Raw genomic sequence first — 16,071 nt, 5'->3', positions numbered from 1 at the left:
GCGCTAGCAGGGGAGGATCTCGGCGGTGAATCCGTCAAGATCAGAGGGGAACTGCCCCACCTTCCAGCCGACACCGGTGGTCTCGCAGTAGAAGTAGTCCGTTCCTCCGTACTCATAGTAGGTTCCGGAGAAGCTGCCGACGATGCCCACAGCCATGTGGCCGGAGACTCCGGGCCGGGTGTACTCTAGCATGACCGCGTCGACGCCGATGACCGTGCACTGCATCAGAGACGCGTACAGCGCGGACTTGTCCTCGCAGTCCCCTCCGTGGTCCACCAGCGTTTCCACCGGATACCGGGGGTACTCCACCCGCCCGGTGGTCGCTTGGTCTTCGGTGTATGGGACCCCCTGCACGAACGCCAGGAAGAACTGGGCGAGGTCTCCGCCATACCCCTTGGTCACGGCCATGCTCTTCAGCTGATTGGCCACGGCGATGACTGTGGGGTCGGCATCCATGACGTACGATGCATAATCATAGGTGCGGGTCAGGCTCCTCAGGTAGTAGTAATCATGCCCGGAGGCCGAACCGTTGAGGGTCCAGGTCTTTCCGCCATAGCTCCAGGAATAGGAGAACGAGATGCTGTCCGCCGGAACGAGGAAACTCACGGAGGCGCTCCAGCTACTGACGATCGCCCCATTAACCGCCTGCACCCGCCAGTAGTAGGTCGTACCGTTCTGCAGCACCATGGGAACAAGATACCATTTCCCGCTGACCGAGACGTCGAACACCGTGCTAGCGAACGAGGCCGAGGTGCTCACCTGGACCCGGTAGCCGCTGGCGCTCTCCACCGCGGACCAGGTGAGATTGACCTGGCTCCCGTCAACGGTGGCCCCGGAGACAGGCGTGAGGGGCAGGGGAGCAGCTAGGAAGTCGTTGTGACTGAACTGCCGAACAGCGCTCCAGTGACTAAAGGCCTCGTCGTGGTAGGCGGCCACCCGCCAGCTGTACACCGCCTCATCTTCCATAGTGAAGGTCGGGGAGTACGAGGTGCCGGTCAGGCGGACGTCCACCACGAGATCGGAGAACTCAGTGTCCTTGGCGATCTCCACGCGATAGCCCAGGGCCTCGGTCACGCCGCTCCAACGCAGCGTGGGAAGGCTGTTGACAAGCACGCTGCCATCCGACGGCGACAGTAAGGTGGGCTGGACGAGCGTCGTCCTTATCGTGAACATCGAGGCTTCACTGAGCGGACCGTACCTTCCGTCCTCCACCGCCTGCACCGTCCATAGGTAGCTGCCACTCTCCAGCAAGCCGCCGAGGTCGTAGTTGTTGGTGGTGGAGGTCAGGTTCACCCCGCCTATCGAGCCACCGGGGACGGTGATGAGAACGACGTAGCTGTCGGCGTTGGCGTCCGGGGTCCATTCCAGGGTGATGTTCTTTGTGTACAGAACCACGCTGGATGAGGGAGAGATGGCATTCAGTTTAGGTATGTCTGAAGTTTTACTATCGCCCTCTGTGTTGCTGCCCATGAGGCCGGAGGGCAGGAGCGACGGGAACACCAGGAACACCGCCAGGACAATGGCCACCGCGGCGACAGTCCCCCCTATCAACGCCCCCCTCATGCGCGCCGCCTCCCGACCGGCATAAGTGTATAGGCACCGCTACCTCTCAACATCTCCACTCTCCGGCGGCGCGAAACGGTCGCATATCTTTAGCATTATGTCTCGACGTCCGATTATCGAGAATAACGACCAACGGCAGGAAGATGGGCGGCCAGATCGTGGCGCCGACCCGCTGCCCAGCCGAGGTGAAGGTACATCTTCCGGTACGGCCTTGACTGCTCCCATGGGGCCAAGGATCGTAAGCGTGTTGACCCTGGGGGTATCCGACCTCAAGAGGTCGTCGGGTTTCTATGAGGGGCTGGGGTTCAAGAGATCGGCGAAGAGTGACAGCGATATTGTATGGTTCATCACCGGGGGCACGGTCCTCGCACTCTATCCCTGGAAGGCCCTGGCCGACGATGCCGCCATTCCGCCGGAGGGGTCGGGCTTCCGCGGGGTGACGATGGCCATCAACCTGTGTAGCGAGGATGAGGTCGATCAATTCATCGACCGGGTCGACGAGCTGGGCGGTCGGATCGTTAAGCGACCACAGAAGGTCTTCTGGGGCGGCTACTCATCGTACTTCCAGGATGCTGATGGCCACTTGTGGGAGGTCGCCTTCAACCCGTTCACGCCGGTGGATGCCAGCGGCAGGCTGGACATTGACGTGTGAAATGGTTGGCGGAGGGCCCGCCTGTGATCTGTCCGCAAAGGACGACCTCAATCATATATAGCCAGCAAACAATCTCATCACCTGAGCACCATGGCCGTCGACGAGAGGATGCTTAAGGCGCTGGGCGTTCAGAGCGTGGACGAACTCTTCTCGGACATCCCGCCCTCGGTCCGCACCGGGGGGGTTCCCCTCCCCGATGGCATGTCCGAGATGGAGGTCGTGAGGACGGTAAGGTCGATGTTGGAACGCAACGTCACCGCCGTGGACCATCCCTGCTTCCTGGGAGGTGGCATCTACCGCCGCTTCATCCCCGCCGCGGTCACCGCCATGGTCTCCCGCTCGGAGTTCCAGACCGCTTACACTCCGTATCAAGCGGAGATCAGCCAGGGCATGCTGCAGGCCTTGTTCGAGTACCAGAGCTACATCGCCGAGCTGACCGGCATGGAAGCGGTGAACTCCTCGAACTACGATGCCTCCACCGCCCTGGGCGAGGCGGCAGTCATGTGCGGACGTATCAACGAACGGAGCAAGTTCCTGGTCCCCGAGGCGCTCAGCGCGGGGAAGCGGGGGGTCCTTCAGAACTACATGAAAGGGTCTGGCATGCAGATAGTGGAGTACGGGTTCGACCCTCTCACCGGGGAGATGGACCTCGAGGACCTGCGCTCCAAGGTCGACGGCGAGGTATCTGGCATCTATGTCGAGGTCCCGAACTTCCTGGGAGTCATCGACCGTCAGGCTACCGAGGTGAAAAAGGATTTTCCCAATGTCCTGCTGGTGGTGGGGGCGGACCCCATATCTCTGGGCATACTGAAGGCGCCGGGGGACTACGGCGCGGACATCGTTATCGGCGAGGGGCAGTCGCTGGGCTCCCCGATGAACTTCGGCGGTCCCCTGCTCGGCCTGTTCGGGTGCCGGCAGGAGCACATACGCAAGATGCCAGGCCGAGTGATCGGAATGACCCGCGACCTCGCCGGTCGCCGGGCGTTCGCCATGACCCTGCAGACCCGGGAGCAGCACATCCGGCGGGAGAGGGCCACGTCCAACATCTGCACCAACGAGGCGCTGATGGCAGTCGCCGCCGCGGTGTACCTGGGCGTCGTCGGGCGGTCTGGACTGAGAGCGCTGGCCATGATCAACATGGAGAGGGCCCGGGCGACCATGGACGCTCTCTGCCAGCTCAAGGGGTTCGAGTGCCCGGCACTAAAGTCCTACCACTTCAACGAGTTCGTGGTCCGCCCGCCGATCAAGCCGGAGAAACTGGCCCGGGTGCTCATGCGCAAGGGCATTATCGGCGGCCTACCGCTGGCTCGGCACGTACCAAGCTTGGGCGATTGCATGCTCTTCGCCGCCACCGAGATGACCACTGACGAGGATATCGTAACATTGGTCTCGGCCCTGGAGGGAGTGCTATGACTTATCGCCAAGCAACCTTCGACGTGCGCCTCATCCAGGAGATGAGCGGCGTCGGTGGTCTCGACCTGCCGCCGCCCAAGCGGGAGATCGAGGTTCCCCCCAACCTGCTGAGGACCGAACTGGACATCCCTGACCTGCCGGAGAACGAGGTCGTCCGCCACTACACCGATCTGTCCCAGATGAACTTCGGGGTGGACAACGGTCTCTATCCCCTGGGCAGCTGTACCATGAAGTACAACCCCAAGTACGCCGACCTCCTGGCCGCGCTACCCTCGGTGGGGGAGGTCCACCCCCTCGAGGACGAGGAAGGGGTGCAGGGATCGCTGCGCCTGCTCTACGAGCTGGAGCGGGCGCTGTGCGCCGTTTCAGGGATGGATGCCATGAGCCTGCAGCCGGCAGCGGGAGCCCAGGGTGAGTTCACCGGAATGCTGATCACCCGCGCTCTCCACGACGCCAACGGCGAGGACCGCGGAGAGGTCGTCGTCCCGGACAGCGCCCACGGGACCAATCCGGCCTCGGCGGCGATGGCGGGCTTCGACGTCGTGGTAGTGCCCACCTCGCCCAGCGGATGCGTGGACGTGGAGGCGCTCAAGAGCGTGGTGTCCGACCGCACCGCAGCCTTCATGATCACCAACCCCAACACCTTGGGCATCTTCGAGGAGGACATCGTGCGCATCGTGCGCATCGTCCACGGGGCCGGCGCGCTGATGTACTACGACGGTGCGAACCTCAATGCGGTGATGGGTCACACGAGCCCGGGGGCCATGGACTTCGACATCGTGCACCTCAACCTCCACAAGACCTTTGCCACCCCACATGGGGGCGGCGGCCCGGGGGCCGGGCCGGTGGGCGTCAGGAAAGAGCTGGAGCCGTACCTGCCGGTGCCCCGGATCGTCCGCGAGGAGGACAGATACCTGTTGGACTGGGATCGGCCGCTGAGCATCGGCAAGGTGAGGTCGTTCTACGGCAACTTCGCGGTCCTGGTCCGCGCCTACGCCTACATCCTCAGGATGGGCGGGAACGGGCTCCGGGAAGCGTCGGACCGGGCGGTTCTGAACTCCAACTACCTGCACACCAAGCTCACCCCGACCTATCACATGCCGTTCAAGCCGCTGCGCAAGCACGAGTTCGTTCTTTCGGCCAAGAAGCTCAAGGAGGAGCGCGGCGTCCGCGCGCTGGACGTCGCCAAGCGCCTGCTGGACCACGGGATGATGTCCCCCACGGTGTACTTCCCGTCGCTGGTCGAGGAGGCGCTTATGATCGAGCCCACGGAGACGGAGACGAAGGAGACCCTGGACCGGTTCGCCGAGGCCATGCTGAGCATAGCCAAGGAGGACCCCCAGGTCGTGAGGGAGGCCCCGCACAATACCTCGGCCCGCCGTATCGACGAGGTCTACGCGGCCAAGGAGCTGGTGCTCAGCTACCTCGGCCTTAAACGGAAGCTCAGCGGAAGCCTGGACGGGCTGAGGGCGAATTCCGCGGGACGCAAATGCGAGTCCTGCTCGCTGATTTTGGAGAACAAGTGAGGGTGGACATGGACGAGACGAGGACCCCGATGATATCGCGAACTATGGCACTGAGCTGCAGCATGACGGTGACTGGACAGACCGGCCGGCTCTACGTCTTCGAAGGCATCGACGGCTCCGGCAAGAGCACAGTGTCCAAGCTGTTCGCCGAGCGCCTGGCAAGGACGGGAAGGGCAGTGGAGTGGACCGCCGAGCCGACCTCCGGTTGGATCGGCCAGCAGGTGAGGAGGGCGAACAAGGAGGCCCATAGCGATTTCGCCGAGACTTTGTTGTACATCGCCGACCGCGCCGAGCACAGCGCCCAGATCCGGGCTTGGCTAGAGGACGGCCGGGACGTGGTGTGCGACCGCTACGAGGGCAGCACCCTAGCCTACCAGTCGGTGACCCTCCGCCCCCATCTGGGACCCAAGGCCCTGGAGTGGCTGAGGACGGTCAACGCCCCCTTTGTCCTCCATCCCGACGCTACCTTCCTATTGCGCATCGACCCGGAGAGCGCCATGCAGCGGGTGTCCACGCGGGGGGAGACGGAGAAGTTCGAGAAGATCGATTTCCTTCGCAAGGTGTCGTCCATGTATGACCGGCTGGCGGTGGAGGACCTCTCGTACATAATCATCGACGCCTCCAAGGGCCTGGAAGAGGTCGTGGACACCGTTTGGGCCCTCCAGCCTCGATGATCGAGGGGTGCTCGGCTAATGGGCGATCCGGCATGAGGCGCCCCTATCCCCGGTGCGGGCACTAATTATTTATCATTCACCACTGGTTGCGCCATCATGCATCCTTCAGAGGCCATCCGGTGCACCAAGGGACGGGAGCTCGAGGGCCGGCGCATCGTCCTGGGGATTACCGGGAGCATCGCTGCGGTGGAGTCGTTCGAGCTGGTCCGGGAGCTCATGCGGCATGGGGCTGAGGTCACCGTGGTCATGTCCCCCGAGGGGGCCAAGCTGGTCACGCCGTGGGCCATGGAGTTCGCCAGCGGTCGGCCGGTGATCACCGAGCTGACCGGCAAGGTCGAACACGTGAGCCTGTTCGGCGACTACCCAGGCAAGGCAGACATGCTACTGGTCGCGCCGTGCACCGCCAACACCATCTCCAAGATGGCCCTGGGGATCGACGATACTCCGGTAACGACCATGGCCACGGTGGCCATCGGTTCTAGGGCCCCGGTCCTGGTGGCTCCGGCCATGCACCTGGCGATGTACGAGCACCCCGCGGTCAAGGAGAACGTCAAGCGGCTGGAGGACATGGGCGTGGGGTTCGTGGGCCCAGTGGTCAGGGACAAGAAGGCAAGGGTGGCGACCATCGACGAGATTGTGGAACGGGTGCTCGCCGACCTCGGTCCCAATGATCTAAGGGGCAAGAGGGTGCTGGTGATCGGCGGCTCGACCGAGGAGCCCATCGACCAGGTGAGGATTATCTCCAACACCGGCACCGGGGAGAGCGCCGTGCAGATCGCCCTGGCCGCGTCCCGGCGAGGCGCCTCCGTGGAGTTGTGGGCCGGGCGGATGAGCGTCCCGGTACCGGCGACCGTGGCGCGGCGCACCTTCCGCACGGTACAGGAAATCCTGGACATGGTCGATGAGGTCGACCACGACGCGGTCATCGTTCCCGCCTCTCTGTCCGACTACGCTCCCCCCGCCAAGGAGGGTAAGATCTCCTCGGGCAAGAAGGAATTAAAGATCACCATGCGCCCGCTCCCCAAGGTCCTCCCGACGCTGCGTCCCCGGACCAAGGTCTTGGTGGGCTTCAAGGCCGAGATCGACGTGACCCCCGATGAGCTGATGCGCCGAGCGAGGGCACGGCTGGAGGATCATGGACTGGACCTCATCGTGGCCAACGACCTGCGGGACGTGAGGTCGGGAAGGACCAAGGCGGTGCTCGTAACACGCAGCGAGGAGATCCCGTTCGAAGGTTCCAAGGCACAGCTGGCCGATCGCATCCTGGACGTCGTGGCCAAGGTCCTTCGATGAAGGCGACGGCGTTTTGCCCGGGGCACATCACCGGCTTCTTCCAGCCGTGCGAGCATGAGGAGCCCCTTCTCACCGGGTCCCGAGGGGCGGGCCTATGCGTCAACCGCGGGGTCACCACCTCGGTGACCTCAAGGCCGGGGACGGGGAGGATAGAGATCTCGATCGACGGCAGACGCCAGGACGCCGAGGTCACCCGCAGCGCAGCGGCCCTGCTCCTGGGGGACGAGCTGCTGGACATCACTGTCGATTCCTTCCTTGACCTTCCGGGGGGTGCTGGCTTCGGAATGAGCGCGGCGGGGGCGCTGTCCACCACCTTCGCCCTGGCTGAGATCCTAGAGCGGCCGCCTGAGGATGCCTTCGCCGCCGCCCATCTGGCGGAGCTGAAACACCGCACCGGTCTGGGCGACGTCGCCGCCCTGACCCGCGGGGGGATGACTTTCCGGCGGCGGGAGGGCCTTCCGCCCTATGGCCAGGTGGACCGTCTTGATTTTACCGGGGAGATCGTGGCGGCGGTGGTCGGGGATAACATGCGCACCGCCGACGTGCTCAACGAAGCGGCGAGAAGAGGTGAGATCGTCGAGGCGGGGAGGGCGTGCAGCCGTGAGCTGAGCATGGACCCCACGGCGCAATCGTTCTTCCGCCTGAGCCGGGAGTTCACCGACCGTTGCGGACTGGCCGGAGCCGGAGTCCGGGAGGCCCTGGATGCCGTGAAGGGCCTGGGCCAGGCATCGATGATAATGCTCGGCAACTCGGTGTTCGCCTGCGGGGATCTGGACGCGATCCAGGAGCGATGGGCATTCTTCGGTCCCACCTTCCGGCTATCCATCGACTATATCGGTCCCCGGGTCCTCGTCCACCAGGTTTGATCACTCGTAGAGGGTAAACAGCTTGTCGTCCTCCCCCACGTCGAAGAGGCCGATACGGGCGCCGCAGTCCAGCCAACCATGGGCGTAGTTCACGCTGGCGAAAGCGTTGATGAAGTCGCCGATCGATCGGAAGTGCAGCGCATCGTTGTAGTAAGACGTCGCCATCGTCAAGAAGTCCTCAGCCAACCGCCTACCGAAGGAGCGGGGTGGGGCGGCGATCTTGAGCTTATCCAGCGCCCGTTTGGTGGTATCTAGGTACTTGTCCAGTTTTTCACTGGATATTGTGTCTTGCATGCTCAATCATCCTTGGTCGGAATTATTTCCACGCTCTCCCCACCGTGGCGGCTCTCCCTCGGGCGCACCTCGACGAACAGCGGCATCTGGATGTTGCCACCGACACATAGCGCTACACCTATGGGCAGGCGCTGTATCTCGTCGGCCATGCCTGCGGTGAGGCCTTCCACGGAAGCGGTGATGGCCTTGAGGTCGTTAGGATTGGTGACCTTGAGTATCATCTGGGTATTGCATTGGCTGAGGACGTTCTTATCGATCTTGGCCGCCCTCTGGCTGATAATGGTCAGACCGAGACCGAACTTTCGGCCCTCGGCGGCGATGGTGCGGAAGATCTTGGACGAGGCCGCCAGGCCTTGCTGCGGGCAATAGTTGTGCGCCTCCTCGACCACCAGCATCATCGGCGGCACCTTGCCGAGCTTACGCAGCTCGAACAGGGCGGTGCAGATGCGATTGACGATGAGCTCAGCGATCTCCGGCTCGGTGCCCTTGAGATTGATTATGGTCATTTTCCCTTTCACGACAAGCTCGTCGATGCGCGTCCCCGAAGGTGCGAAGATCTTGCAGTCCTCAAGGAACTGAAGCTCGTTGATGAGGGCAGCGTTGTTACCCTCCTCATCGCTCTCCAGGACCTTGATTATATCTCGGAGGGTATACTCCTTCTTAACGCTCTTGATAGCGTCGATCGCCTTCCTCAGAGCGGTGAGGTAGGCCTTTCCGTTCTTGATGCTCGTCAGGGAGAGCAGGTCATGGGCCTCTATGTTGGCCAGGGTGAACCGCAACGGCTTCGCCTTCTTGTTGACGTCGGTGTCGCTGGCGAACTCGATGATATGCTCCTCGAACCCCCGCTCAGTCACCTTGAAGTCCCGGTGGCCCTTGCCCACATGCCCGACCTCCCGCATGGCCCCGTACTCGCCGTGGGGATCTAGCACCATGACCGTGACATCGTGCTTCATCAGCTCCTCTATGAGATCGCCGCACAGGAACGATTTGCCTCCACCGGTCTTGGCCAGGATGCTCACATGCTTCTGGACCATGGAGTTGATGTCCATCTCCACTCTGATGTCGTGCCCGAACAGCAATCCGATGTACGCGCCGGTGGGGGTGTTCTCCTTGAGCCCGATGACCTTCCTGATGAGATCGTCGGTCGCCTTGAACACCGGCTGGCCGGCCTTGAACGGAGTGCGGGGCACCTGCAGCAACCCCCGCTCGTCGCGATAGCCTATGACCGTGATCTGTGCCGCCACCCTCTCGTGGATCATGATCTCCTCGCCCAAGGATATCATCTTGGCCCGATCGAGGGAAAGGTCGGTCTTGCGCTGCATGTCCATGACCTGCCCCAGCACCCATCCGGCCTGCTCGTGCTGGGCCATCACATATTCCATCTTCTCCAGGTTGGCGATGACGCTGACGTTATAGGCCGCCGTGCCCACGTCCCCGTAGATAATTCCCACCGCGTCCCTGCCCTCCCCGAAGGATGGGAGCGCGGAGGTCGCGTTCACCGCCACGGGGGCCGTGACCTCCGGCGCAGGCGCTGGCGACGGCATGGACGGTACTATGATAGGGGCCTCGCTGCGCTGAACGTCCGAAGAGGGCGGTGCCTCCGCCTCAGTATCCATATGCATCCCGTCGATGTATTGAAAGTAGCGAATAAATAGGTTTTCAATAGAGAATCCCGGGCCGCAGGCCATTTTCAGTCACCGGTCCGGGTCCGGAGAGCATCCAACTCGGTGAGTGTCTCACCTTATCCCGCGAGCGCTGGAACCCGCAGCATAGCGGGCCTCGGCGCAGGCGCGCGATCCCCTTTTAACGTGCGCTTCCTTGCACTCCTTGTGCAGGTTACAGAAAGAGCATCTCTGCAACACATTAGGGGCGCCCTTCCAGACCTTGCCCCTGTGCTCGACCTCCATTGGCGGTTCCACTTTCTGTTCATCCGCTGCCATCTTCCACCTTGAGGGAAAAAGTCCCCTTCGTGTAGATACTGTCTTCCATCTGAGTCTCATTGACAGATACTGACCTCCATTCAGGATTCGCCTATGTCCGTCATCCCTCGCTCCCCTCTTGGGGGCGAAGACCACCTCTTGCTCACTGGACGTGCTTATCTCAGGACCCTGATATCAGGTACAATGAGAAGTGCACAGTAGGCATCCTCTCGATCGTCTGCTCCGCCGCTCGCGGAGAGTTGTGCGCGGTGGCGGACAGCGATAGATCTGTGTACCGCGCGCTCGAGGCAGATAACATATCGGCCATCTTGACCATCTATATCTCCAGTGCTCCGATCACGTTCAACCATGCCTTCCAGGTGATCTCGATGGATGTTGAACTGATTTGAAGCGCATTTATTCTGGCCATCTTCTCATGGTCGCGGAGTGGATTCCCCGTTCGCAAAAGGTTAAAGCGGTCATGCTTATGCCCCTGGTAATGATAGTCATCGGTGGCTCCTCTTCCAAGATGCTGGCCCAGGACCTGGCCACGGAACTGGGGTGCAAGTACATGCAGGCCCACACCTCCCGTTTCCCCGATGGGGAATGTTACGTCCGCATCGAGGCGGAGGACCTCGACGACGAGGTGGTCGTCGTACAGAGCTCCCACCCCGACAGCAATCTGGTCGAGCTGTTGTTGCTCCAGGACGCTGCGGTGGGGCTGGGCGCCAGGCAGGTCACCACCGTGGTCCCCTACTTCGGCTACGCTCGTCAGGATGAGCGTTTCAAGAAGGGGGAGGCCCTCAGCGCCAAGGTCATGGTCCGGCTGATGGAGCTGACCTCTAAGAAGTTTGTCAGCGTGGACATCCATAAGCCCATCGTCCTCGACTGGTTCTGCGGCGACGCCTACGACGTGCACGCCGCCCCCTGCATTGGGGAGTTCTTCAAAGGCCACGGGGTCGATCTGGTGCTTGCGCCGGATGAGGGAGCATTGCAGAGGGCGAGCGAGGTCGCGCGGGTCATCGGCGCGGAGTGGGATCACCTGGAGAAGACCAGGCTGTCCGGCGAGGTGGTGCGCATGGCACCCAAGAACGTCGACGCCAAGGACAAGAACGCCCTCATCGTCGACGACATCATCTCCACCGGCGGGACGATTGAGGCGGCCGCCAACCAGCTTAAGATCCTCGGCGCGAAGAGTGTTACCGCGGTGTGCACCCACGGACTGTTCGCCAAGGGCGCGCTGGACCGCCTGCGTAAGTGCTGCAATGCGGTGTACTCGACCAACACCATCGAGAACGAGGTGTCGGTCATCTCCGTCGCGCCGCAGATCGCCAAGGCGCTGCGGTGATGCCACCAGACGCCGCGTCGAACCTTTTTAATGTGGAACCTTATTCCGTGCAGCTAGGTCAGGTGTGAGTGATGAAGAAGGAAGACAACTTCAGCGAATGGTACAACGACCTGGTGGAACAGGCTGGTCTCACTGACAAGCGCTATCCCATCAAGGGCATGAACGTATGGCCGGCATACGGTTGGAAGATCATGCAGTACATCGATACGTTCATCCGCCAGGAACTCGACGCCACCAGCCACGATGAGGTGTGCTTCCCCCTGCTTATCCCCAAGACAGAGTTTCAGAAGGAGAAGGACCACATCAAGGGCTTCGATGCCGAGGTGTACTGGGTCACCCACGCTGGGCTGAACGAGCTGGACATACCCCTGTTGCTCCGCCCGACGTCGGAGACGGCGATGTACCCTATGTTCGCCATCTGGGTGCGTTCTCATGGCGACCTTCCCCTCAAGATCTACCAGATCGTCAACACCTTCAGATATGAGACCAAGCAGACCCGGGCGTTCATTCGGGTGCGGGAGATCCACTTCTTCGAGTCGCACACCTGCCACGTCGATGAGGCCGATGCCCAGCGTCAGGTTGAGGAGGATTTCGTCATCCTCGAGAACCTCATGCAGAATCTATGCCTGCCATACATGCTGCTCCGCCGGACGGAGTGGGACAAGTTCCCTGGCGCATACTACACGGTGGGCATCGACACCGCCATGATGCGGGGCCGAAGCCTGCAACTGGGGTCCATTCATCACTACCGGGAGAACTTCTCCCGGCCGTTCGATATCAAGTACGAGGATGTCGACGGCAGCACCAAGTACGTCCATCAGACGACCTACGGCATGTCCGAGCGGCTGCTCGGCTCGGTCGTGGGCGTCCACGGTGACGACAAGGGCCTCGTGCTCCCGCCGGCCATCGCTCCCTTCCAGGTGGTCATCGTGCCCATCCTGGCCAAGGGCAACGTGCAGGATGTCAGCGATAAGGCCAAGGCACTGCGCGACGAGCTGAAGGCCGCCGGCGTCCGGGTGGTGCTGGACGACAGCGACGAGCGTCCGGGAGCCAAGTTCTTCAAGTGGGAGCTCAAGGGCGTCCCCCTGCGCTTGGAGCTTGGGGCAAGGGATATCGAGAAGGGCGTGGTCGCCTACGCCAGGCGTGACGATGGGAAGAAGGGAAGCTTCGGTCGCGCAGATGTCGCCACGGAGGTGCGCTCCCTGCTCGACCAGATCGCCAAGGACATGCGCTCGAAGGCCCAGAAGTTCCTGGACGACTCCATCATCAACGTCGATTCGCTCGACTTCAAGGAGGTTCCGGAGAAGTGGCTGCGCTTCGGTTGGTGCGGCGAGCAGGAGTGCGGCCGGAAGATCGAGGAGCGCACCGAGCTGAAGATCCTCGGCTCACCATATATCAAAGAGGAGTATCACGGCAAGTGTTTGGGCTGCAGTAAGGAGACCGATACGGTAGTCTACGCGGCACGGGCGATGTGAGCTCACTCTCCGTAATCCCTGTCGAAGAACCCGAGCATCTCCAGCAACCGCTTGGCGGGGGCCAGCCCTCCGTCCAGGTAGATGGCGCCGACCAGCGCTTCCAGCGCCTCACACGGGATGGCGCTGTGCTCCAGATCGTTACGCTCCCCGCTGGTCATGACCAGCAGCTGGACGATCGGGCCGGCCAGCTCGTTCAGGCTGCCTCCGTTGACCATCCTGCTCCGCATGAGCGTGATCTGGCCGGCATCCTCCATGAGCTTCTCCCTGATCAAGTGCTCGGTGGCCAGCAGATCGATGACAACGTCGCCGAGGTTGGCCAGGACCGCGTGGCGGACCTTAGGTTTGAAATCCTTGTGCTCGTTGGGATAGCCGCTGCTCACCAGCGCGCTCGTCAGCAGCTCAAGCTCGTTGAAGCGGTAGTTGAAGGACTTCTCGAAGGCCAGGGCCTTGGCCATCACTTCCTGATCGTCCATAATTATCAGGGCCCGTAATGGGCGCCCCTCTAGTTATCGGTTCCCGCTCACTGTTTATGCTTCAGAAGGAGCAGCCCCAGGCCACCGAAGAGCAACAGGACGACGACGATGGCGTACACGGGAATGAAGCGTGGCTCGAAGAAGTTCCAGCTCCCGTAAGCGATCCCCCACCCGACGTACATCACCAGACCTCCGAGTATAAGGAGGATGGATAGAACCTTCTGGGCTTTCTCAGGAAAGGCGACCTCTGCCATTGTTGCGGCCAACGGTTTAACTCTATAAAATGGTTTCCAGCTCGGATTACACTGGCGAGGGTTCGGGGGACCAGACCGAGCGTGCAAAGGCGCTCCTTTGATATTGAGAGAGGCTTCTGAAGTTCGAAGCAATGGCCTCCCGACCCTTGCTAGAGGTCTTGCCGGGCTTCCTCTACGACGAGCCTCATGTCGCCATATCCCCTCCTTTATGAGCGTCTTGGTCCTCATCGTCCTGTTGACTTCTCCTTTGATCGGAATGCAAGAGCTATCGGACCCTCGAGGATGGCGGACCCCCTGAAACCTGAGTACCAGTCGGCACAGGAGCCACTCCGACCGAGCCCTACCTCCTCGGAGCAGTGGAGTATGGCCCCTCTTTCGACCTCGTCCCGGCGAGACGATCCATCTCGCCCAAGATCATCTTTGTTCTCTCCACCGCCTAATGGGATCGAGAGTTGTGCCTCTTTGCAGAAAGATGGTGCGGTACCTTTTCGACGATGTTGCCCATCCCTCCGTACTTGGCCAGGGCCACGGCCCCTCCGATGACTCCCAGTTGGGAAAAGGCCTGAGGGAAGTTGCCGATGTGCTCCCCCGTTTTCGAGTCCAGCTCCTCCGCGAAGAGCCCGAGGGAGCTGGCCTTGGCCAAGATCCCTTCGTATATTTCTCGGGCCTCTTCGATCCTTCCGGCCCTGGTCAGTGCCTCCACGAGCCAAAAGGTGCAAAGAACGAACGACGATTCGCTACCCTTTAGCCCGTCATCGAACTTCGATGTATCGTACCGATAGCACATTCCGTCCTTGACCAGGTGCCGAAGGGTGGCGTCTATCGTCCCGATCATCCTCGGGTCCTCGCCGTCCACGATCCCGATGAACGAGAGCAGTAGGTTGGAGGCGTCTAGAACGTCATCCTCGTATGACTGCTTGAACGCTCCCAGATCCTCGCTCCATCCTTTCGTAAGGACCTCGTTCCCGCACTCGTCCATCTCCCTTCGCCACCTTTCGATATCGCCGTCCAGCTCCCACTTCCCTGCGGATTCCACCGCTGCCTGCAGGGCGGCCCATAGCATCGCCTTCCCGTAGACGAAATGCTTGACCCCGCCACGGCTCTCCCATAGCCCTGCATCCGGCTCCCTCCAGTTATCCGCAATCCAGTCGGCCAAACTCCGCGTATAGTACCAGCCTGGAACGATGTTGTACTTGCCTGACTCTGATGCCAGACGTTGGGTCAGCGCCAGCTCCCCGAAGACATCGAGCTGGACCTGGTCGACGGCGCCGTTACCGATCCTCACCGGCCGGGAGTCACGATAGCCCCGAAGATGTCCCAGCTCCATCTCTTCCGTGGACCCGCCGGGCGTGATCGGATACAGTATTTTGATGTTCTTGCCGGAACTGGAGATGACGTTCTGCATCCATCGGTGCGCAGGTATCACATGAGACCCCCATCCATATCCGACGGACAGGAGCGAGTATAGAGAGTAAGAGGAGTCCCGAAGCCATGAATAGCGGTAGTCCCAGTTCCTCTCCCCGCCCATCTCCTCGGGCAAAGAGGTGGTGGGCGCGGCGACCAGAGCGCCGGTGGGAGAATAGAAGAGAAGAGCCAAAGTCAGCACGCTCCTGACCACCATGTTGCGATATGGTCCCTGGTAAAAGCAATTTTGGCTCGCGACCTCCCAGAAATGGGATGTTGTGCGGAGAGCTTCGTCCGGGGAGCCTCGTTCAGGTTGAGGCTCGCCCCGTATCTGCAAGGTGAAGGGGATGCTCTCACCTCCCTTCAGGTCAAGATCATAGGTCAGCATCCCATCTTCGTTATCCGCCTTCCAGCTGCCAGGCCCCGTAAGGCGAAAGATATCAAAGTCCGCATTTCTCCTATCCACTCGGAACCGAGGCATCTTGGTGGCGTACTCTAGCCTGGGGGCGCATTCGTTCCTGAACCGAACCGTCCCGGTGAGTCCCTTCAGTATGCGGATATATCGCCCGGGGACCGAGAAATGCATTGCGCTAAGCCCGGTATCGATCTCCCCAAAGTCCATCATGACCGCCTTTCCATCCGCCGTTATGAAGGTGGTCTCCAGGACATTGGTGTCTTCGATATATCTATGGGAGCTCTCGAACTGCCCTATCGGCGAGATGCTCCAGAAACCTCCTTTCTCAGGGTCGAGCATCCTCGCGAAGACAGAGGGAGAATCGAATCTCGGCATGCATAGCCAGTCGATGGAACCTTTACTGTTGATGAGGGCAGCGGAGTACCTATTCCCGATCAGACCGTAATCTGCTATCGGCTCATATCCTGTGCGATCACTCACTTCCTTCCCTCGACCGTTGGAC

At 61.5% G+C, this 16,071-nt stretch carries 16 protein-coding genes; 8 read left to right on the top strand and 8 right to left on the bottom strand.

What is annotated here, in order from left to right:
• Positions 1 to 3 precede the first annotated feature (3 nt).
• Positions 4 to 1,563: a fibronectin type III domain-containing protein gene (locus SA339_01585; GenBank protein MDW5561891.1), complete on the bottom strand. Its 1,560-nt coding sequence runs from the start codon at positions 1,561 to 1,563 to the stop codon at positions 4 to 6.
• A gap of 223 nt (positions 1,564 to 1,786) precedes the next feature.
• Between SA339_01585 and SA339_01580 the strand changes: the two genes are divergently transcribed.
• The 6 genes from SA339_01580 to SA339_01555 all read left to right on the top strand — a co-directional run bounded on the left by SA339_01580 (position 1,787) and on the right by SA339_01555 (position 7,987).
• Positions 1,787 to 2,215, top strand: coding sequence for a VOC family protein (locus SA339_01580; protein ID MDW5561890.1), 429 nt, complete (start codon positions 1,787 to 1,789; stop codon positions 2,213 to 2,215).
• Positions 2,216 to 2,305: 90 nt separating this feature from the next.
• Entirely contained in the window at positions 2,306 to 3,628 is a 1,323-nt protein-coding gene (gcvPA, locus tag SA339_01575) for an aminomethyl-transferring glycine dehydrogenase subunit GcvPA (protein ID MDW5561889.1), read from the top strand.
• On the top strand, positions 3,625 to 5,154 hold the full coding sequence (gene gcvPB, locus SA339_01570) for an aminomethyl-transferring glycine dehydrogenase subunit GcvPB (GenBank protein MDW5561888.1): 1,530 nt from the start codon (positions 3,625 to 3,627) through the stop codon (positions 5,152 to 5,154). Before gcvPA ends, gcvPB begins: the two co-directional genes overlap by 4 nt.
• An 8-nt stretch (positions 5,155 to 5,162) precedes the next feature.
• Positions 5,163 to 5,828: a dTMP kinase gene (gene tmk / locus SA339_01565; GenBank protein ID MDW5561887.1), complete on the top strand. Its 666-nt coding sequence runs from the start codon at positions 5,163 to 5,165 to the stop codon at positions 5,826 to 5,828.
• Between the two features lie 96 nt (positions 5,829 to 5,924).
• The gene (gene coaBC, locus SA339_01560) at positions 5,925 to 7,121 is read left to right on the top strand and encodes a bifunctional phosphopantothenoylcysteine decarboxylase/phosphopantothenate--cysteine ligase CoaBC (GenBank protein MDW5561886.1); all 1,197 of its coding nucleotides are present in this window, start codon (positions 5,925 to 5,927) and stop codon (positions 7,119 to 7,121) included.
• The gene (locus SA339_01555) at positions 7,118 to 7,987 is read left to right on the top strand and encodes a pantoate kinase (GenBank protein MDW5561885.1); all 870 of its coding nucleotides are present in this window, start codon (positions 7,118 to 7,120) and stop codon (positions 7,985 to 7,987) included. The genes coaBC and SA339_01555 overlap by 4 nt, the downstream gene beginning before the upstream one ends.
• On the opposite strand, the gene SA339_01550 is transcribed toward SA339_01555, so the two are convergent.
• The 4 genes from SA339_01550 to SA339_01535 all read right to left on the bottom strand — a co-directional run bounded on the left by SA339_01550 (position 7,988) and on the right by SA339_01535 (position 10,537).
• Positions 7,988 to 8,281: a DUF357 domain-containing protein gene (locus SA339_01550; protein MDW5561884.1), complete on the bottom strand. Its 294-nt coding sequence runs from the start codon at positions 8,279 to 8,281 to the stop codon at positions 7,988 to 7,990. It abuts the gene before it with no gap.
• A 2-nt stretch (positions 8,282 to 8,283) separates the two neighbouring features.
• Positions 8,284 to 9,897, bottom strand: coding sequence for an ATP-binding protein (locus tag SA339_01545; GenBank protein MDW5561883.1), 1,614 nt, complete (start codon positions 9,895 to 9,897; stop codon positions 8,284 to 8,286).
• 120 nt (positions 9,898 to 10,017) lie between these two features.
• The gene (locus SA339_01540; GenBank protein MDW5561882.1) at positions 10,018 to 10,221 is read right to left on the bottom strand and encodes a hypothetical protein; all 204 of its coding nucleotides are present in this window, start codon (positions 10,219 to 10,221) and stop codon (positions 10,018 to 10,020) included.
• Between the two features lie 160 nt (positions 10,222 to 10,381).
• Positions 10,382 to 10,537, bottom strand: a complete 156-nt coding sequence (locus SA339_01535; protein MDW5561881.1) for a hypothetical protein — start codon at positions 10,535 to 10,537, stop codon at positions 10,382 to 10,384.
• 99 nt (positions 10,538 to 10,636) lie between these two features.
• On the opposite strand from SA339_01535, the gene SA339_01530 reads away from it, so the two are divergent.
• Entirely contained in the window at positions 10,637 to 11,548 is a 912-nt protein-coding gene (locus SA339_01530; protein MDW5561880.1) for a ribose-phosphate diphosphokinase, read from the top strand.
• Positions 11,549 to 11,619: 71 nt separating this feature from the next.
• Complete coding sequence (gene proS / locus SA339_01525) at positions 11,620 to 13,023, top strand: proline--tRNA ligase (GenBank protein ID MDW5561879.1); 1,404 nt, start codon at positions 11,620 to 11,622, stop codon at positions 13,021 to 13,023.
• Positions 13,024 to 13,025: 2 nt separating this feature from the next.
• On the opposite strand, the gene SA339_01520 is transcribed toward proS, so the two are convergent.
• The 3 genes from SA339_01520 to SA339_01510 all read right to left on the bottom strand — a co-directional run bounded on the left by SA339_01520 (position 13,026) and on the right by SA339_01510 (position 16,049).
• A complete protein-coding gene (locus tag SA339_01520) occupies positions 13,026 to 13,496 on the bottom strand; it encodes a ribonuclease III domain-containing protein (protein ID MDW5561878.1) in 471 nt (156 codons plus the stop codon).
• 47 nt (positions 13,497 to 13,543) lie between these two features.
• The gene (locus SA339_01515) at positions 13,544 to 13,750 is read right to left on the bottom strand and encodes a hypothetical protein (GenBank protein MDW5561877.1); all 207 of its coding nucleotides are present in this window, start codon (positions 13,748 to 13,750) and stop codon (positions 13,544 to 13,546) included.
• Between the two features lie 436 nt (positions 13,751 to 14,186).
• On the bottom strand, positions 14,187 to 16,049 hold the full coding sequence (locus SA339_01510) for a glycoside hydrolase family 15 protein (protein MDW5561876.1): 1,863 nt from the start codon (positions 16,047 to 16,049) through the stop codon (positions 14,187 to 14,189).
• Positions 16,050 to 16,071: the final 22 nt, after the last annotated feature.

The sequence above is a fragment of the Methanomassiliicoccus sp. genome (genome assembly GCA_033485155.1).
Taxonomy (GTDB): domain Archaea; phylum Thermoplasmatota; class Thermoplasmata; order Methanomassiliicoccales; family Methanomassiliicoccaceae; genus UBA6.
The sequence above is the reverse complement of the archived record's forward strand: the minus strand, read 5'-3'. Positions and strand labels throughout refer to the sequence as shown.

Coding starts and splice junctions, on each gene's coding strand:
- SA339_01585 (MDW5561891.1), bottom strand. CDS start 1,563: ATGAGGGGGGCGTTGATAGGGGGGACTGTCGCCGCGGTGGCCATTGTC.
- SA339_01580 (MDW5561890.1), top strand. CDS start 1,787: ATGGGGCCAAGGATCGTAAGCGTGTTGACCCTGGGGGTATCCGACCTC.
- gcvPA (MDW5561889.1), top strand. CDS start 2,306: ATGGCCGTCGACGAGAGGATGCTTAAGGCGCTGGGCGTTCAGAGCGTG.
- gcvPB (MDW5561888.1), top strand. CDS start 3,625: ATGACTTATCGCCAAGCAACCTTCGACGTGCGCCTCATCCAGGAGATG.
- tmk (MDW5561887.1), top strand. CDS start 5,163: ATGGACGAGACGAGGACCCCGATGATATCGCGAACTATGGCACTGAGC.
- coaBC (MDW5561886.1), top strand. CDS start 5,925: ATGCATCCTTCAGAGGCCATCCGGTGCACCAAGGGACGGGAGCTCGAG.
- SA339_01555 (MDW5561885.1), top strand. CDS start 7,118: ATGAAGGCGACGGCGTTTTGCCCGGGGCACATCACCGGCTTCTTCCAG.
- SA339_01550 (MDW5561884.1), bottom strand. CDS start 8,281: ATGCAAGACACAATATCCAGTGAAAAACTGGACAAGTACCTAGATACC.
- SA339_01545 (MDW5561883.1), bottom strand. CDS start 9,897: ATGGATACTGAGGCGGAGGCACCGCCCTCTTCGGACGTTCAGCGCAGC.
- SA339_01540 (MDW5561882.1), bottom strand. CDS start 10,221: ATGGCAGCGGATGAACAGAAAGTGGAACCGCCAATGGAGGTCGAGCAC.
- SA339_01535 (MDW5561881.1), bottom strand. CDS start 10,537: ATGGTCAAGATGGCCGATATGTTATCTGCCTCGAGCGCGCGGTACACA.
- SA339_01530 (MDW5561880.1), top strand. CDS start 10,637: ATGGTCGCGGAGTGGATTCCCCGTTCGCAAAAGGTTAAAGCGGTCATG.
- proS (MDW5561879.1), top strand. CDS start 11,620: ATGAAGAAGGAAGACAACTTCAGCGAATGGTACAACGACCTGGTGGAA.
- SA339_01520 (MDW5561878.1), bottom strand. CDS start 13,496: ATGGACGATCAGGAAGTGATGGCCAAGGCCCTGGCCTTCGAGAAGTCC.
- SA339_01515 (MDW5561877.1), bottom strand. CDS start 13,750: ATGGCAGAGGTCGCCTTTCCTGAGAAAGCCCAGAAGGTTCTATCCATC.